The sequence below is a fragment of the Gryllotalpicola koreensis genome (assembly GCF_039538185.1).
Taxonomy (GTDB): Bacteria; Actinomycetota; Actinomycetes; order Actinomycetales; family Microbacteriaceae; genus Gryllotalpicola; species Gryllotalpicola koreensis.
In genome coordinates this window covers 181,746-194,916 of the sequence record NZ_BAABBW010000003.1, presented here as the reverse complement: position 1 = coordinate 194,916, position 13,171 = coordinate 181,746, and the positions used below count along the sequence as shown (strand labels likewise).

Here is a 13,171-nt window from a genome sequence, read left to right as displayed (position 1 = left end):
CCGCACCTGGGACGCTCACGGATTGCCGAGAATGCGGCGGGCGCGGCCTGCCATCGCCGGATCCACCATCTCGCCGTTCGGCAGCGTGGAGACACCGCCACGCTCGATCGCCGCGAGCACCGCGCGAGCCCACGATTCGTCTTCTTCAGAAGGCGCGAAGACGCTGCGGATCACCTCGAGCTGGCGGGGATGGACGGCGGCCCTGCCGAACCATCCCAGCGCGCGGCCGCGCTCCGTGTCCGCGCGCAGGCCGTCCGGATCATGCAGGTACGGGTAGGCGGAGAGCATCGGGGCGGGCAGGCCTGCCGCGCGGGCGGCGATCAGCAGCCGGATGCGCAGATGATCGAGGACCGCGTTGTCGCGCGTGCCGAGATCGCTGGCGAGATCGGATTCCCCCAGCGCGAGCCGCGTGACCCTCGGATGCTGGGCGACGGCCTCCATCTGCTGAAGCCCGTGTGCCGATTCGATGATCGCGGTCAGCTCCGCTTCCGGCCACACTGCGACAGCCCACTCGACGTCGGCGGCGGTGTCGACCTTCGGAATTCTGAGCTCAAGGCGCGCTCCCGTCGCCCTGAGTTGTTGAACCTCGTGCGTCGCGCCCGGGTTGACGCGCACCTGGATGAGCGGCGAGGAAGCGCCCTTCCTTCCAGTCAGCCAGGAGACGACGGATGCAAGAGCCGAGCTCTTCGATTCGGCGGCCACCGCGTCTTCAAGGTCCAGGATGACGAGGTCCGCGCCGCTCGCGACGGCCTTGTCGAAACGGTCAGGCCTGTCGCCGGGCACGTACAGGGCGGTCACCGGCTGCGCGCTCATATGACGCCGCGCTCTCGCAGGGCTGCGCACTGCTCGGGAGTGAGACCGATGCCGGCGAGCACCTCATCGGTGTCTTGCCCGTGGCGCCGCCCGGTCCAGCGCACGGCCCCGGGCGACTCGCTGAGGCGGAAGAGCACATTCTGCATACGGAGCGGCCCGAAATCCTGGTCTTCCACGGTCAGGACCGTGTTCAACGCCTGGTATTGCGGGTCCGCGATGACGCCGCGCACATCGTTGATGCGCGAGATGGCGGCCTGCGCCTGCTCGAAAGCGTCCACCACCTCATCAGCCGACCGCGCGCCGATCCATCCGGCAACGGCCTCGTCGAGCTCAGCAGCGTGCTGGGCACGTGTGTGCCCCGTCGCGAACCAGGGCCGAGTCAAGAAATCGGGGCGCCCGACCAGTGTCATGACGCGCTCCGCGATGGACTGCGAGCTCGTAGAGACGGCCAGCCATACGCCGTCTGCACTGCGGTACACGTTGCGCGGCGCGTTGTTGACCGAGCGGTTGCCGGTGCGAGGCTGAACATAGCCGAGCTGGTCGTATGCCGAGATCTGACCCCCGAGCAGCATCAGGATCGGCTCGATGATCGCCATATCGACGACCTGGCCGCCGTTCGACTCCACGGCTCGCAGCGCGACCATGATGGCGTAGCTCGTGGCCAGCGCCGCGATCCCGTCGGCGAGACCGAACGGCGGCAGGATCGGCGGGCCGTCGGGGTCGCCGGTGAGTGCTGCGAAGCCGCTCATCGCCTCGGCTTGCGAGCCGAAACCGGGACGGCCGGAATACGGGCCGACCTGGCCGAACGCCGTCACGCGCGCGATGACCAGTCGCGGATTCGCCTCGAGAAGCCGAGTCGGCGCCAGCCCCCAGCGCTCGAGCGTGCCCGGTCGGAAGTTCTCGATCAGGACGTCAGCAGTGCGCACCAGCTCGACCAGAAGCGCGGCGCCGTCCGCCGTACCGAGATCCAGCGTCGCGGTGCGCTTGTTGCGAGCAAGGGTCTTCCACCACAGGTTGACGCCGTCTTTGCTCGGGCCGTGCCCGCGGGCAGCATCCGGGCGCTTCGGATGCTCGATCTTGATGACCTCTGCCCCGAAGTCACCGAGGAACGTCGCCGCAAGTGGCCCTGCGAACAGGGTGGAGACGTCAAGCACGCGGATCCCCTCGAGTGCGCCCGTCATCGCCTCTCTCCCGCCAGGCTCCGGCCCGCACCGCGTCCCACGAGAACGGCGTCGACCTCCGCGCGGGAGGGGATCGCAGCGATCGCCCCGGAACGCTGCACAGCCAGCGTCGCCGCGGTCATGGCGAAGCGCGCGGCTGCCACGAGCTCGCTGACGCGCGGCACGTGTCTGAGCTCGGCGAGCGCTGCGGCGAATGCGCCGCAGAAGGTGTCGCCCGCGCCGGTGGTGTCGACGACCTCGACCTGATCGGCTTCGAGCAGCTCGCGGAACCCTGCGCCGTTGATGACTGCTCCGCGCCCTCCGAGTGTCGTCACGGTGGCCAAGCGCGGGGTCCCTGCATCCTCACCGTCGGCTACGGAGGCCGCGAGTTCTCCCGCCTCGTGCTCGTTGACAATCAGGATGTCGATGTCGTTGAGCACGGCCGCCGGGAGCGCGCGAAACGGGGCCGCATTGAGCACGATCACGGCGTCGGCGGCGCGCGCAGTGGCGATCACGTCGCGGACGGTGTCGAGCGGGGTCTCCAGTTGCATGAGGACGACCCTCGCGCCGGAGACGGCATTCGATTCCTCGGCCTGCAGCCCGATCAACTCCGCGTTCGCTCCGGGCGCGACGACGATCGAGTTCTCGCCGTGGGCGTCGACGGTGATGTACGCGGTTCCTGTGGGCGCCGCGCTGCGGCGCGCGTGGATGCGCACCCCCGCTGCTCCGAGCTCGCTGCGCAGAAGCTCCGCCTCGGAATCCTTGCCCAGCGCACAGACCAGCCCGGTCGATGCGCCCGAACGCGCGGCGGCGACCGCCTGATTGGCCCCTTTGCCGCCCGCGCCGACCCGGCGTGCGGCGGCCATCACCGTCTCGCCGCCGATGGGCAGACGGTCGACACTGCAGGTGATGTCGACGTTGGCACTGCCGACCACGACAACGTTCGTGGGCAATTCAGTTGCCGACATGCGCCGCCTCGGCAAGAGCGTCCGCGACCGTCGCACCGGCCGACTCTGGGACGGCAAGACCGGTCAACTCGGCGGTTGCGGCCGTGAGGCGCTCCGGGATCCACGCCTCGCCGAAGATGACCGCAGCGCATCCGCCCGCGAGCGCCGCCAGCGTTGCCCCGGCCCGGCCCGTGCTCAGAGCTCCGAGCAGCAGTTCGTTCGCGGATTCGGCGTGGCGAACATGCGCAAGCAGGAAGGCAAGGGTTTCAGGTGCCGCGATGGGATAGCTGTAGACCCAGTCGCCGACGACCCGGCCGAGTCGCTCGCTGCGGTCCAGCGCGCTCGTGGCCCCCTCTGCCGTCTCTCGCGCAAGTTCCGCCAGGCGGCGCGACCAGCTCTCCGAGGGAAGAGCCTCGAGCGCGGCATCCGTGGCGACGATCCGGTCGTCACCTGCGAGCAGCCGCCGCACCAGAACCGCGGTCGCGGCCGCGCACCAGACGCCGTCCAGGTCATGCGTGACCTCGCTGTCGGCCACGATAAGGCGCAGCGCCTCGTCGTCTGGGCCTTCGAGGAAGGCCACGGCAGCGGCCCGCGCCATCGCGATGTCGTCGAAGTAGTGCGGGTTGTCGTGACCGGACTGCGGGGGCTGAAGCCCGCGACGGAGGTTGCCGAGGGCGATGCGCGTGCCGATGCGCGCGTGTACGCCTTCCGCCAGCGAGAGACGCTGCCACCCTTCATGAATAGGGCCGGGCGACCCTGCCGTCTCGGCGGCGCGCACGAGCCGAGCAGTGAACGCGAACCACTCGATCGCCTCGCCGGCGCCCGGGTGCAACGCGCCGGGGGGCGACGAGTGCGCATACGGGCGCTCCAGCGTGGTGGTCTCGTGCTCGCGCGCGAAGCGGTGCAACACCTCCATGCGGGCGAGCCGCTTCGGCGGAAGGAGCCGGATGCGGAAGTCCTGCGTCGAGGGGCTCATCGCCTCGCCGGCGAGGATTCCGCGAACCAATGCGTCGGTGGTCATGAGTGCGACCCCTCCAGGAGATCGATGAGTTGGTCCGCCGTATCGACGGGGTGGATACCTGCCATGGACCTGATGCAGCTACCCTCGACCGGACGCAGCGCCTCGAGCCACTCCCGAGGAATGGCGTCGACACCCGAAATCGCCCCAGCCACGCATCCGCTCATTGCAGCGATCGTGTCAGCGTCGCGGCCCAGATTGACCGCGAACAGGGTGCTGTCGACGAAGTCCCCCTTTCCCGCGAGCACGGCGCTCAACGCCAGGCCGACGGCCTCCGGCGCAAGGTCGGCCCAGTAGTAGTCGGCGACCGCGAGAGCGTCATGCAATGCGACGGCAAGCTCATCGACTTCGGCGATCTCGCGCACGAGCCGCCGCCCGGTTTCGAGATTGCGGGCCGTCCACGAGTCGGCGGGGATGGCGGAGAGCGCCGCGTCGAACGACTCCTCCGCGTCCGCTCCGCCCATCGCGGCGGCGACGGCGGCTGCCACCGCGATCCCGGCGACGATGCCCTCGCCGCTGTGGCTGACGGTGCCGTCCTCGGTTGCGAGCCGCGCGGCGGCGGCGATGTCACCGGGCGAGACGATCCCCAGGGGAGCCACCCGCATCGCCAAGCCGTCGCTCCAGGAGTGGATGTGATCACCCGAGAGGGGCGGGCGGATGCCGCGACGCAGGTTGTCGATCGCGGCCATCTCGCTGAAACCGCCGCCGGCGAAATTGTCGGCCTGTGGCAGCACGTCTTCGACCCAGCTGTGCGCGAAGTCGTCTCGCGTGGCCCCTGGACCGACCCGCAGCAGGGTCTTCGCGGTGAGGAGCGCGTACTCGGTGTCGTCGCTGCCCGCAGGAGGCCACTGCAGATACCCCGTGACGCGTCCGTGCTTGGCCTGGATCTCCGCGGCGGAGAGTCCTTCGACCGGCCGGCCGATCGCGTCGCCGATCGCGAGTCCGGCCATGCTGCCTCTCGCCCGTTCGCGCAGCGTCGGCGTGAGATGTTCCGAGCTCACTGAAGTACCTCGTTTCGCTTGTTGCGTGATTGTTCAGCCAGGCGCAGCGTGCGCTCGGCAAGGTCTGAGATACGCACCCCGTCGAGCCCGGGCAGGCTCGTGCGAATGCGGTCGTCCAGCGGGTCGATCCACGCGCCCGGCAATTCGCCGCGGCCGCTGAGCGCGCCCGCAAGTGCGCCGACCGTCGCGCCTGCCGAATCGGTGTCCCAGCCGGCCATGACGGCGAGCGGTGCGGACGTCTCAAGGTGCCCTCCACCTCGCGACAGCGCCCACGAGATCGTGGCCGCATTGTTGAGGACATGCACCCAGTGGACGCCGGCAAAGCGGTCGGCCAACTCTGCGAGGCCGTCGTCGAGTGCACCTCCCCTAGCGGCCAGATCGCGCCCGAAGTCGGCTGCGGCGGCCAGCGCGCTCTGCGTCGGGATCACCGCGGCACCCGCGTCGAGAACCTCGTCGACGCTGTCTGCGACGACGGCCGCCGCGGACATCCCAGCCACCCACATCGCACCGTGGATGCCGTCGCCGGTGTGGCTCAGCCGCGCATCCTCATAGGCCATGCGCGCCGCGCGACGCGGATCGCCCGGTGAGACCCACCCGTACACGTCGGCGCGGATGAGGGCGCCGATCCACTCGCGGAAAGGATTCCGCGTGCGACCGCACAGCCCGGGGTCCGTGCCCTCGAGCAGGTTGCGGTACGCGATCCGCTCCGCGGTGAAGACCCGGCCGGCAGGCAGATTGTCCAACCAGGCCTGAGCGACGTCATCGACCGTGAAGTCGAGACCAGCCGACTCGAGCAGCGCCAGATTGAGGATGGGATAGTTGAGGTCGTCGTCCTCCGGCATGCCGGAGATGTTCTCGACGAGTGATGTGGTGGCGGACCTCCTGTTCCACGGCCAGCGTGCGGCGACATCCGCGGGCAGGTCCTGAGCGGTGAAGTAGCCGCGCAAGGGCCACCGCCCGGTGCTCGAGAGGATCTCCCGGATCCCCTCGGGCGGCAGCTTCTCGACGGGCTTCCCGAGCAGGCAGCCGGCAGCGCGCCCGAGCCAGGCCCCGTGGATGCGGTCGGCGAGATCGTCGCCGGGCATGCGCAGTTTCGGCAGTGCTCTGCCATCGGCTTCGATCGCGGGAAGCGTCGCCGGGCGTGCCTCGTCGGGCGGCGCGGGCAGCGCGTCGAGCTCGTCGATCAGCCGAGCGGCGAGCCGACGCTGCTCCGTCGAAGCCGGAGCCGGCGACGCGCCGTTCCGCGTCGCGACGGTCGAGCCGCCCGCGCTGATCCATATCTCGCGAATCGCGGAGATGTCTTTCCCCTCGGCAGCCGACTGCGCGAGTTCGTGAATGAGGAGATCTTCGGGCTGTGTCCAGCTCAGGCGCATCATGCCGCGCTCGCCACCCCCGCGATGTCGTCGATACGCCGCATCTCGGCCAACGCCCGGGCGCGGTCTTTCTCGACGATGTCGGCCGCCGCGTCGGCGAGCAGTGCGCTGTAATGATCGAAGTCGGCGCGGCTGGCCTCGGCCACCGCCGAGACCCACTCGGCGGGAACGACCGTTGGGCCGCCGAGCGCGGCCGCGAGGCCTCCGGCCATGCCTGCGATCGAATCGGCGTCGCGCCCGTAGTTCACGGCTGCCAGCACGGTCGATCGGTAGTCGGCGTCGTATGCCAGCAAGAGGCCGAGTGCGATCGGAAGCTCCTCGATCGCCTTGGTGCGGGAGGGCAGCCTGGCGTCCATCGCCGGCTCCCGGTAGCGCGGCCCAACGGTGTCGAACGGCTCAATGGCTTCGCGCAGGCGTGTCGCGATCAGGGTGTCACCGGGGGCCTCGGGCAGGTCGCGCACCGCCTGAACGACCGCGTGGATCGCGGCTCTCGTACCGTCGTGCGACAGCCGAAGAGCGCTGCCGATGACGTCGTCGACCCGCGCCCCCGGCGTCGCGGCGGCGGCGACGGCTGCGGCGTGCACCCCAGCCGCCTCACGGCCGTAGCTCGACTGATGCGCCCCAGCCATGTCGATCGCCTCCGCGTATGCGGCATCCGGATTGCCTGCGTTGACGACACCGACGGGTGCCATGTACATGGCAGCGCCGCAGTTGACGATGTTGCCGACGCCCGCTTCCCGCGGGTCGACATGGCCGTACTGCAGCTTGGCGACGAGCCATTTCTCGGCGAGGAAGATGCGCTGCAGCAGAACGGTCTCGCGCTCGAGTTCCGGAATCCAGCGCGGCACCGCCGTCAGCTGCGGGACGAAGTCCTCCGCCATGGCGTAGGCATCGAGATGATCGCGGCGCTTCGCGTAGACCTCCACGAGAGCCTGGATCATCAAGGTGTCGTCCGTGATGTGGCCGTCGCCCTTGTGGTAGGGGCTGATCGGGCGTCGTGTCTGCCAGTCGGGGAAGAACGGCGGGACGATTCCGGTGATGCGCCCCCCGTAGCGTTCCTGGATCGCCTCGGGCGTGTACCCCTCCGAGGCCCCGCCGAGGGCGTCTCCCACCGCTGAACCGGCGAGAACCGCCGCGGCCCGTTCACGCAACCATGTCACTGTCATCCTGCTCTCGTTGTCGGAGATGGGGCGGCACGGTGAGCGCCGCCCCATCGCGCTCACTGATTGACGCTCGTCCAGCCCTTTTCCAGAGCGGAGGCGAGACCTGAATCGTCCAGCTGGCCGGCCAGGTACTTCTGATACGCCGGAGTGGCGACCGTGCTCTTCCAGTCCTCGTACTTCGTGAAGGTGTTCCATGTCGGATTGACGAGGTTGGTTCCGGAGGAGAGGACCTCCGCCCAGCCGTTCTTTCCGGCCGTGAGCTTCCGGGCCTCGGCAAGAGCCGAGATCGTCGCCGGGATCTCGCCGTCGGCGATGTTGATCGCCGCCAGGTTCGCCGCCGACTGATAGAACTCGACGAAGGTCGCCGCCGCCGCCGTGTTCTTCGACTTCGCGGTGATCGACAGGGTGATCGGAGCGGACATCTGCTGGGATCCCGTGCTTCCGGCGAGCGCCGGCAGCACGATCCAATCGAATCCGGCAGGCGCCTGAGACTCGATGTTGGCGATCTGGTACGAGCCGGCGATCGTCATGGCCGCCTTGCCGCCGTAGAAGGTGGGGAGAGCGTCCGAAGTCGACTGGGTCACGCTCGTCTTGTCCACGTAACCCGCGTCGATCATGGCCTTGATCCGACGGGGAACCTGCAGTTCGGCAGCGCCGATCGACGCCTTCGCCTTCGATTCGTCGCTGCTCGTGAAGAACTTGGCGCCGAAGCCGAGACCGAAGCTGGCGAACTCGGAGGTCGGCTGGGCAAGCCCGAGTGCGAGTCCCTTCACGCCGTTCGTGGTGGTCTGCTTGGCGATGCTCTCGAAGTCATCCCATGACATCGTGTCGCCCGTCGGGATGGTGACACCGTCGTCCTGGAGGATCTTCTTGTTGGCGAAAACGACGTAGCTCTGCTGCTCCGTCGGCACCGCGAGCAGCTTTCCGTCCTGTGTGAGGCCGGACCGGACGCTTGACGGGATGTCATCGACCACCGACTTCGGCAAGAGCTTGCCGAGGTCGGCCAAGAAGTCCGCGAACTGCAGGGTGTCGCCGGGGGCGTCGTTCTGGATGACGTCAGGCGCGACGCCACCCGCGTATTGCGTCTGCAGCTTCTGCTCCAGGCTGTCCGCAGGGGCGACCTCGAGCTTGACGTGAATCTTGGGGTACTTCTTCTCGAAGTCCGCGACGATCTTCTTCGTTGCCGTGATCGCGGCCGGCTGGTTGTTGAAGTATTCGTAGGTGATCGACCCGGAGGTGGCCGAGCCCTTGCCGGCAGCGCTGCCGGTGGAGCCACCGGATGAGCAGCCCGCCAGGACTGCGACGGTTGCGAGTGCGGCGCCGAGCGCCACATATCGACGAAGCATCATTACTTCTCTCTCTGTTGGTGTTGCGGGACGTGGAATGCAGGTCGGCTCAGCCTTTGACCGCTCCGGCCAGCAGGCCGCCGGTGAGGCGGCGCTGCAGGAGCGCGAAGAAGACGATGCTGGGGATGCTCGCGAGCAGCGCGCCGGCAGCCAAGGGCCCGATCAGGCTGATCCCCTGGCCGTTGACGAAGGTGCTCAGGGTGACCGACAGCGTGTAGTTGTCGGATGTCTGCAGAATCACCAGTGCGAAGAAGAACTCGTTGTACGCCGACACGAAGGTGAAGATCGAGGTCGCGATCAAGCCGGAGCGCAGCAGTGGCAGCACCAGGTGCCAGAGAATCTGCAGCCGGCGGGCGCCGTCGATGGCGCCCGCCTCCTCGATGTCGACGGGAATGCCCGAGACATAGCCCTGCAGCATCCAGAGCGAGAACGGCAGCGTGTAAACGACGTAGACGATGATCAGTCCGGGCAGTGAGTCCACGAGTCCGAGCCCGCGAAGCACGAAGAACATCGGGACGATGATGAGCGGCACCGGGATGATCTGGCTCAAAAGGACCCAGCCGGTTCCCGCCCGCCTGATCCATCCCCCGAACCGCGACATGACATAGGCGCCGGGCACCGCCACCAACACGACGATGATCGTCGTGGCGAGAGCGACGATGACACTGTTCAAGGCCGAGCGCACCAGGCCCTGGGTCTCGAGCGCCTGCGCGAAGTTCTCAAAGGTGGGGTGCAGCGGGATCAGGCTGACCGTCAGCGAGTTGATCTCGCGGCTGGATTTGAACGACGTCGACAGCAACCAGACGAAGGGGAAGCCGAGGAAGACGAGGAACGCGGCCATTGCGGCATACTGCAGCCCACGGACCGTCACTTTCCCCGCCCTCATGCGTCGGCCCTCCGGCGGCCGAGGCGCCCCAATGATGCAAGTGCCAGCACCAGAACGAGCAACACGAGGATGACGACCGTCATCGCGGCGGCGATTCCGGTGTTGCCGTTCTCGAACGCTTGGATATAGACGAAGAGCATCGGCAGCAGCGTCCGGCCGCCGGGGCCGCCGGCCGTCATGACGTAGACGATTCCGAACGAGTTGAAGTTCCAGATGAAGCTGAGCGACGCGATCGCGACGATGACAGGCCGCAGTGAGGGCAGTACCACATGGACGAATCGCGACCACGTGCGCGCTCCGTCGACCATCGCGGCCTCGAGCAGTTCCGACGGGATCTGCTGCAGGCCTGCGAGGAGCGAGATCGTGTTCTGGGGGATCCCGGTCCAGACGCCGACGACAATCACCGCGGGAAGTGCGAGCGAGAAGCTGCCGAGCCAGTTGATGTCCGACGGGCCGCCGAGGGCACCGATCAGCCAGTTCAGCGGGCCGTGCGTGGGCGAGTAGATCGACTGCCACATGATGGCGACGACGACGGGCGGCATCGCCCAGGGGATGACAGCGAGCACGCGTACGATGCCTCGGAACTTGAGGTCGGTGTTCAGAAGCAGGGCGAGTGCCAGGCCGAGCACGACCTGCAGCGCCGTCACCGAGACGGTCCAGACCGCGCCAATCCCGAAAGACTGCCAGAAGGCCGAATTGGCGAAGACCTTGTCGAAGTTCGCAAGGCCGACGAAATTCGGAAGGCCCTGCGTGAGCAGCTTCGAGTCGGTGAACGCGTACAGCAGGCCTGCGACGATCGGCAGGATGCTGAGAACGACGACCGGCACGAGAGACGGCAGCACCAACGCGAGGGCTTCGTTGCGGCGGCTCCGCGCCAATCCGCCTCTTCTCGCGGCGGTCGTCTGCTCGGCAGCGGCGACGGTCACCGTGCTCCCTCCTTCTGCTGTCGTGTGACGGTCGATCGGCGCACGATGAGTTCTGGTTCGACTTCGATCACTTGGACCTCTCTGCTCGGTTGCGCGAATCGCTTGAGGAGCAGCTCAGCCGCGAGCGCGCCGCGTTGCGCCGCGAAGAGCGACACGCTAGTGAGGCTCGGGTTGTAAGCGGCCGCGATCTCGGTGTCGTCGACGCCCGTCACCGCGACGTCTTCCGGCACCCGGATGCCGTGGTCGAGCGCCGCGCGGATGACGCCGATCGCGATCAGATCGTTCGCCGCGACCACCGCGTCGATGCGACGGCTCGGTGCTTTCGCCGCCCAACGCACGAAGAGCTCACGCGCCGCAGCCGCCCCCGCGGCAACGGTGAAGTCCTCCGCGACCACTTGGCGATAGCTCGCCGGGTCGATACCGAGGTGTCGGACTGCGCGGAAGAAGCCCTGTTCCCTGGACGAGCCAGGGTTCGTGTCGAGCGGCCCGTTGACGAACGCGATATTCCGGCGTCCGAGATCGTGGATGTGCTCAACGGCCATTCCGACACCACGGCTGGAATCCACATGGACGCTGTCCACGATCCCCTTGACGCCGAGCGACCCGATGACGACGACCGGAATCGGAGACGACTCGATCGCGCGACGGAGGCGATCACCGGTCCGGATCGGAGAGATGATCAGTCCGTCCGCCATCACCGCCGTCGCCTGCTTCAACGCTTCCGCGGTATGTCCGAGCGCGCCGGTGGAGGCAACACTGACGAACGGTCCCTCCGGGCCGAATGAGGCCTCGATCGCCCGCAGCATGGACACGTAGTTCGGGTTGCCGATGTCGTCGACGGCGAAGGTCACGCGGCGCGCCCCTCCGGTCCGCAGCGCCCGCGCCGTGGCATCCGGGTAGTAGCCGATTTCGCGCGCGGCCGCCCGCACCTTCGCGATCATCCGCTGGCTCGCGAGGCCCCCTGACAGCGCTCGCGATGCCGACGCCAACGAGACACCGGCTACGGCGGCGACCTCATTCAGTGTCGGCTTGGTCATCTCACTCCCCTTTGAGCGCAACGTGGAACAGAACTGGAAACGTTTCCAGTTTTGGCGGCGGACCCGCCGCGAGCACAGAGACCATAACCATCCCCCGGTCTTCGGTCAACTTCCGCTCGCATGGGGTGCCGCCAGCGGTGCGATCCGCCAGGACCGAGAGACGATCCCAGCCGGCACCCAGCCTCACCCAGCAGTCGCAGGCAGCACGCCTCGCCTGCCCCGCGTGGGCACCCGCCCGACGAGGAAGGCGGTGAGCGCGAGCAGCACGCACAGCGCAGCAGGGAAGGGCGTGAAGTGCGGGCCGCCGAGCCCGATCGCGAGGTTGCCGACCGGCGGCGACAGCGCGATGCCGACGTACATCGCGGTGGAGTTCCACGACATGGTCACGGGCACCGCCTCGGGCGCGAGCTCGACGAGCTGGTGCTGCACCGGCACGTTCATGCCCGCGGAGACCAGGCCCCAGAGCCCGAAAACGAGCGCGCACAGCGCGTAGGACATGACCGTGAACGGCAGCAGGATGAGCAGCACCGCCGAGGCGCTGAGCGCGACCACGGCGATGAGCCTGCTGCCGTAGCGGTCGGTCATCCGCCCGACCGCCTGGTTCCCGACGAGGCCCGCGCAGCCGTAGATCATGAGCAGCACCGCGAGCAAGGCGCCCGAGCCGCCGGTCGCGCCAGCCGTCAGGCTCGCGCTGAAAATGAAGACGACGTTGCCCGAGATCACCACGAACAGGGTCGTGAGCACCGTCGCGACGACCTGCCGGTCACCCAGGGGCGCGAGGCGATGGCGCAGCGGCACCCGGTCCGGGCGCGGCGCACCCCGGAATCCGATCGCGATCGCCGCGCCGACCACGACCCCGACTCCCGCCAGCACGAGCATCGGCAGCCGCCAGGTCGCCGCGCTGCCGAGCGCCGTTCCGAACGGCGTGCCGAGCGCGCCGGAGAGCGTGAAGCCCATGGCCACCAGCGCGAGCGCCCGGCCGCGCCGCTCGGGCGGCACGAGCGAGGTCGCGACAGCGCTGGCCGTCGGCACGAGCGCGGCGCCGCCGAAGGCCGCGATGGCACGCCCGCCGAAGAAGCCGGCCGGGCTCGTGGCAAGCGACGCCACCAGCGTTCCAATCGTGAACATCGCCGCGCCGCCCGCCATCAGCACCGAGCGCGAGGCGCGCGCCAGCACGATCGACGCGAGCGGCGCCACGATCGCGACGATGACGGAGTAGAGCGTGATCGAGTAGCTCACGACGCCCTGCGTCGTGCCGAGCGTGTGCGCGATCTTCGGCAGCAGCCCGGCGATGATCGACGCGTTGGTACCGACCATGAACAGCGCGGCGGCGAGCAGCAGCAGTTTCGCGGTCGCACCCCGATAGGCGGCGTCAGGGGTGGTGACGCGAACGGATGCCTCAGCCGAATCGCACGCGGCCGTCACGGCGCCTCCTTCTGGGCCATGCTCGCGCGTCGCCCGGCGTCGGTGCCGTGCGACAGAATTCGATTCTAGAACAGGA

12 protein-coding genes are annotated in these 13,171 nt (G+C 68.5%); all 12 read right to left on the bottom strand.

The features are described from left to right. Window positions 1-15: 15 nt before the first annotated feature. The gene (locus tag ABD708_RS09465; protein WP_344753724.1) at window positions 16-813 is read right to left on the bottom strand and encodes an HpcH/HpaI aldolase/citrate lyase family protein; all 798 of its coding nucleotides are present in this window, start codon (window positions 811-813) and stop codon (window positions 16-18) included. After that, on the bottom strand, window positions 810-1,994 hold the full coding sequence (locus ABD708_RS09460) for a CaiB/BaiF CoA transferase family protein (RefSeq protein WP_344753722.1): 1,185 nt from the start codon (window positions 1,992-1,994) through the stop codon (window positions 810-812). The genes ABD708_RS09465 and ABD708_RS09460 overlap by 4 nt, the downstream gene beginning before the upstream one ends. Further along, on the bottom strand, window positions 1,991-2,941 hold the full coding sequence (locus tag ABD708_RS09455) for a ribokinase (protein WP_344753720.1): 951 nt from the start codon (window positions 2,939-2,941) through the stop codon (window positions 1,991-1,993). Before ABD708_RS09455 ends, ABD708_RS09460 begins: the two co-directional genes overlap by 4 nt. Beyond that, window positions 2,928-3,941 carry an ADP-ribosylglycohydrolase family protein gene (locus ABD708_RS09450; protein ID WP_344753718.1) on the bottom strand — a complete coding sequence of 338 codons (1,014 nt, stop codon included), beginning with the start codon at window positions 3,939-3,941 and terminating at the stop codon, window positions 2,928-2,930. Before ABD708_RS09450 ends, ABD708_RS09455 begins: the two co-directional genes overlap by 14 nt. After that, on the bottom strand, window positions 3,938-4,939 hold the full coding sequence (locus tag ABD708_RS09445; RefSeq protein WP_344753716.1) for an ADP-ribosylglycohydrolase family protein: 1,002 nt from the start codon (window positions 4,937-4,939) through the stop codon (window positions 3,938-3,940). Before ABD708_RS09445 ends, ABD708_RS09450 begins: the two co-directional genes overlap by 4 nt. Beyond that, a complete protein-coding gene (locus tag ABD708_RS09440; RefSeq protein ID WP_344753714.1) occupies window positions 4,936-6,315 on the bottom strand; it encodes an ADP-ribosylglycohydrolase family protein in 1,380 nt (459 codons plus the stop codon). The genes ABD708_RS09445 and ABD708_RS09440 overlap by 4 nt, the downstream gene beginning before the upstream one ends. Beyond that, on the bottom strand, window positions 6,312-7,478 hold the full coding sequence (locus tag ABD708_RS09435) for an ADP-ribosylglycohydrolase family protein (protein WP_344753712.1): 1,167 nt from the start codon (window positions 7,476-7,478) through the stop codon (window positions 6,312-6,314). Before ABD708_RS09435 ends, ABD708_RS09440 begins: the two co-directional genes overlap by 4 nt. A 53-nt stretch (window positions 7,479-7,531) precedes the next feature. Beyond that, complete coding sequence (locus tag ABD708_RS09430) at window positions 7,532-8,824, bottom strand: ABC transporter substrate-binding protein (RefSeq protein WP_344753710.1); 1,293 nt, start codon at window positions 8,822-8,824, stop codon at window positions 7,532-7,534. Between the two features lie 46 nt (window positions 8,825-8,870). Continuing rightward, the gene (locus tag ABD708_RS09425; RefSeq protein WP_344753708.1) at window positions 8,871-9,662 is read right to left on the bottom strand and encodes a carbohydrate ABC transporter permease; all 792 of its coding nucleotides are present in this window, start codon (window positions 9,660-9,662) and stop codon (window positions 8,871-8,873) included. Window positions 9,663-9,703: 41 nt separating this feature from the next. Further along, on the bottom strand, window positions 9,704-10,633 hold the full coding sequence (locus tag ABD708_RS09420) for a carbohydrate ABC transporter permease (protein ID WP_344753706.1): 930 nt from the start codon (window positions 10,631-10,633) through the stop codon (window positions 9,704-9,706). Next, window positions 10,630-11,670, bottom strand: a complete 1,041-nt coding sequence (locus ABD708_RS09415) for a LacI family DNA-binding transcriptional regulator (protein WP_344753704.1) — start codon at window positions 11,668-11,670, stop codon at window positions 10,630-10,632. Before ABD708_RS09415 ends, ABD708_RS09420 begins: the two co-directional genes overlap by 4 nt. Window positions 11,671-11,853: 183 nt before the next feature. Beyond that, window positions 11,854-13,095 carry an MFS transporter gene (locus ABD708_RS09410; protein ID WP_344753702.1) on the bottom strand — a complete coding sequence of 414 codons (1,242 nt, stop codon included), beginning with the start codon at window positions 13,093-13,095 and terminating at the stop codon, window positions 11,854-11,856. Window positions 13,096-13,171: the final 76 nt, after the last annotated feature.